We start from the raw sequence: 4,160 nt of genomic DNA, 5'->3' as shown, positions 1-4,160 counted from the left end.
GGCCAGCCGGTGCCGGCGGCCGTCAGTGACACCTGCACGAGTCCCGAACAGTCGATGCCGAGGCTGCTCTTGCCGCCCCAGAGATAGGGCGTGCCGACGAAGCGCTCGGCGACAGCGACGAAATCCGGCTCGCGATGATCGAGCGGCGCGAGGTGCGCCTTCGGCAAAAACGCCCCGTCGCGCGTCACGGCGAAACTGCCGTCCTCTCGCGAAACCGCAATCCTCGAGCCCAGCACCAGCGTGCTTGCCGGTGGCAGCTTGATCGAGGGGCCGGGGAAGGCAAATGTTCGCAGCGCACTCACCTTGTGCGTCGGCGCGGCGGTCGGTTTCATCAGCGCGGCATCGGGAATCCAGCCGACATAGCCGTCGCCCTCGAGCTGGCCCCACGCCCAGCCTTCGCCGTTACGGTCGTAGACCGTGACGCGCTCGCCGCGCAGCGCTTCCGTCATCAGCATCGCGTTCGAGGATGGCTGCTCGCGAACGGCCGCAACCGGATCGACCACCTCGAACTCCTCGCCGTCGACGAAGCGATCCGCCCTGACCTTGCCTTCAAGGTGCATCGCGGCGAGGTCGGCCCGCGCCGGCGTTACTCTGGGATCATGCATAGCGCTCGCTCAGCAAGGCGTAGATGGCGCGCGCGGCCTGGCACTCGCCGCCCTCGGGGCGCGCCGGCTTCGCCGACGGCGTCCAGCCGTAGATGTCGACATGCAGCCAGCTTGTGGCCTGCTCGACGAAGCGCTGCAAGAACAGCGCGCAAATGATCGAGCCGGCGAAGCCGCCGGAGGGTGCGTTGGTGATGGTGGCGGTCTTGGAGTCCAGCCAGGCATCGTAAGGCGGCCACAGCGGCATGCGCCACAACGGATCGTTCTCCTTCGCCGCGCAGCGCGCGACGTCGGCAGCCAGCGTCTCATCATTGGTGTAAAAGGGCGGTAAATCCGGCCCCAGCGCGACGCGTGCCGCGCCGGTCAATGTGCCGAGGTCGATCAGCAGGTCGGGCTTCTCCTCGTCGGCGAGCGCCAGCGCGTCGGCGAGCACCAGGCGCCCTTCCGCGTCGGTATTGCCGATCTCGACCGTGATACCCTTGCGCGAAGTAAAAATGTCGAGCGGACGGAAGGCATTGGCGGAGACGGCATTCTCCACCGCCGGAATCAGCACGCGCAGCCGAACCTTCAGCTTGGCGTCCATGACCATGCGCGCCAGCGCCAGCACGTTGGCGGCGCCGCCCATGTCCTTCTTCATGATCAGCATGCCGCTTGACGGCTTCAGGTCGAGCCCGCCGGTGTCGAAGCAGACGCCCTTGCCGACCAGCGTCACCCTGGGATGATCGGGGTTGCCCCAGCCGACGTCGATCAACCGCGGCGCGCGGTCAGAGGCCATGCCGACGGCGTGGATCAGCGGAAAATTCGTCTTCAACGCCTCGCCGATGGTGCAGGCAAAGCTCGCACCGAATTCGGCGGCGAGCGCTTGCGCGGCCGCGGCGAGCTCGTCCGGCCCCATGTCGTTGGACGGCGTGTTGATGAGGTCGCGCGCCAGCATCGCGGCATCGGCGATCCGCTCGATCTCGATCGCGTCGACACCGTCCGGCGGCACGAGGCGGACGTCCGGCCTGTCAGCCTTGCGGTAGCGGGCGAAGCGGTAGCACCCCAGTGCAAAGGCGAGCGCCGCCAGTCGTGCATCATGCGGTGCATTGGCAAAGCGATAGGTGCCTGATGGCAACAGGCCGGGCAGGGCGCCGGGCCGGAACAGGTCGCGGGATCTTGCGCCGTTGTCCTCCAGGCCGAACAGCACCTGCGCGATCGCGCCGTCCGGCGTCGGCAGTGCGAGATAGCCGCCGGGCTTCGCAACGAAGCCGTTCGCGGCGGCGAACTGGCGTTGCTGCGGCGGCAGCGTCTCGGCGACCTGATCCCAGCTCGACTTGGTGACGAAGGTAATCGGGATGGCGTTGGGCGAGGTCTCGAAGACGGAGGGCATTGGCGGGTCCGGGTCGTCAGATCAGGCTGATTGGCGAATGGAGCAGACTTCGCAGAGTTTTGCTGCGGCCGCAATCGGCTTTGCTGCTTCCATCCCGCGGACCGCTACTCGCAGCAGAGGGGCCATGCTAGGTTCCGAAAAACGGCCGCCGGACGTGTCGATCGCGGGGCGGCCGAAGACAAAGCCTGCCGGGAGGACATGCAATGGAATTCGTGTGGAGCGTGGTCACGTTCATCGGCCAGGCCGTCGAGGCGATCTTCGGCTATGTCGAGCATCACCATTGGATCTTCGCGTTCCTGGCCGGTGGTTACGTCTTCTATCTCCACGACCGCTCCGTACACGCGCGTTTCGATGCACTCGACAGGCGCATCGACGAAATCCGCAAGCGGCTGGCCATCGAATATTGATCGGACGATGCGAAACCGGCGATGCTCGGATCGCGTAGCTTGCCACGTTGAGAACTGCTGTTCACGCGCGCGCGGCCGCAGGGCTTTACTAGCGCTGCGGTTGTGGCATGATCGGCGAATATTTTAGATTGTTCCGTGCGACTCTGCGCGCATTGCGTGCAACAACGCGGCGGCACACGGTCGAGACTTGTCCGGAGTCATCCGGGCCGAGACCGGTCTGAATCCGTTCGTCGCAGGCATTTCTCTCATCGTTTGGGCGGCGCAGCATTCGCAAATGAGCGGCGCAAAATGATTAGATCGTTCGTTATTGCGCAGATCTCCGACCTGCATCTGGATGGGTCAGGCCGGCTGCTCGAGACAATCGAGGCGCTCAGTGCTGCTCTGCGCGAGAGGATGGCGGACTTTGCGGACGTTCCCGATCGCATCCTGCTGATCACGGGCGATCTCGTCGACGATCCGACGCCGCGCGCGCTCGACGAAGCGCTCGCCGTCATCGCGTCCTTCCGGCAGACCCGTCTGTTCACCGACATCCAGGCGATCGCCGGTAATCACGATGCCAAGCGTCCGAGCCGCCGAGCGGGTCGTCACGACGTCTATGACTACCTGCATCTGCCGCGGACCTCGAAGAGCGTCTATTACCGCCAGGCCGGGCTCGATCTGGTGCTGCTGGACTCCAACCGCGCCAGCCTGACGGCGCTTGCGAGCGGCAATATCGACCAGAACGCCTACAACGCCATGGTTGCCGATTCCGCCCGGCTGAGCGTCGAGCTCGCGGGCAGTCTTGGATCGGCCGGTCGTGCCGATTATGCCGAGCCGGCGGAAAACCTGGTGCGGGTGCTGGCGCTGCACCATCATCCGCTGCCGCAGGCGACCGGCGAAGGAAAGCGGTTTCTCGGCGTGCCCGACGAGCCGCTGATGTATCTTGCCGCGCCCGCGACCTTCCTCGAGGCGGCGACCTCGCTCAACGTCGATCTGGTGCTGCATGGTCACCGGCATGTCGAGGGACTGACCCGCTATTCGATTCCCGATCCGCGTGCGACGCGGAGCAAGGACGACGCGGCGTTCTGGCGCACGATCTATGTGCTGTCCTGTCCGTCCTCGACCGGGCAGGCCGGCGACGATGCCGGCTTCAACATCATCCATTTCGGGCCGATATCCCAGGCCGGCAATTCCGAATATGGTTTCGCGATCACCCGGCACTCGCGGCCGCGCAATGACGGCGGCTTCCGCCTGCTCGATTCGAACCTGCCGGACGGCGTCATCAGCCTGCCGGCAGGGCGGGATTATTCGCGCGACCCGGCGTTCCAATCGATGATCGAGATCGCCTCGTTCGCGACGCTGAAGCCGGAGCAGGTCACGGCACTGGCCCGCCGGCTCCTGATGCGCCGTGCCTTCTACGTCGATGGCGAGGTGAACTGGTCGAGCGTGCTCCACACCTGTCTCGTCACCTCCCATGCCTGGGCCGACCTCGAGGGCAAGATCGCAAGGACGGGCCGCAAGCATGACGTCGAGGCGCCCGCTGCGGTGACAGTGCTGCTGCGCCGGCTGATCGGGCAGTGCGCCGATGTGCTCGGCATCGATCCGTTCCGGCTCGACGAACTCCGTGCCAGGCGTCTGGTCAATCGCGACGATCTCCGGCGCGAATGGCCCGGGACGCCGCGTGAGGGTCTCGATGCCGAGGCGCTGGCCCGGCAACGGCTGCAATTGCTGCGGGAGCTGAACGAGCAGGTGAAGGCCTTCGGCCTCGATCTCGGTCTCGGCGGGCCGATGCCGCCGCAGACA

Annotated in this window: 4 protein-coding genes; 2 read left to right on the top strand and 2 right to left on the bottom strand. The window is 66.0% G+C overall.

All coding sequences use genetic code 11. The annotated features are described in order from the left end of the window. Together PMI42_RS07595 and PMI42_RS07590 are read right to left on the bottom strand one after the other, a co-directional pair. A partial coding sequence (locus PMI42_RS07595) for a C40 family peptidase (protein ID WP_008132241.1) occupies positions 1-605 on the bottom strand: 605 nt, incomplete at its 3' end. Then, positions 598-1,971, bottom strand: a complete 1,374-nt coding sequence (locus tag PMI42_RS07590; RefSeq protein ID WP_008132240.1) for a leucyl aminopeptidase family protein — start codon at positions 1,969-1,971, stop codon at positions 598-600. The genes PMI42_RS07595 and PMI42_RS07590, both read right to left, overlap by 8 nt. A gap of 203 nt (positions 1,972-2,174) precedes the next feature. Between PMI42_RS07590 and PMI42_RS07585 the strand changes: the two genes are divergently transcribed. Further along, the gene (locus tag PMI42_RS07585) at positions 2,175-2,378 is read left to right on the top strand and encodes a hypothetical protein (RefSeq protein WP_008132239.1); all 204 of its coding nucleotides are present in this window, start codon (positions 2,175-2,177) and stop codon (positions 2,376-2,378) included. A gap of 288 nt (positions 2,379-2,666) precedes the next feature. Then, on the top strand, positions 2,667-4,160 hold a 1,494-nt coding region (locus tag PMI42_RS07580), incomplete at its 3' end, for a metallophosphoesterase family protein (RefSeq protein WP_008132236.1).

Origin of the sequence: Bradyrhizobium sp. YR681, assembly GCF_000282615.1 — a bacterium.
Taxonomy (GTDB): domain Bacteria; phylum Pseudomonadota; class Alphaproteobacteria; order Rhizobiales; family Xanthobacteraceae; genus Bradyrhizobium.
This window is presented reverse-complemented; position numbering and strand designations above follow the sequence as displayed.

What these genes read in the sequence shown, in the direction of transcription:
- PMI42_RS07590 (WP_008132240.1), bottom strand. Translation starts at nt 1,971, where the DNA reads ATGCCCTCCGTCTTCGAGACCTCGCCCAACGCCATCCCGATTACCTTC.
- PMI42_RS07585 (WP_008132239.1), top strand. Translation starts at nt 2,175, where the DNA reads ATGGAATTCGTGTGGAGCGTGGTCACGTTCATCGGCCAGGCCGTCGAG.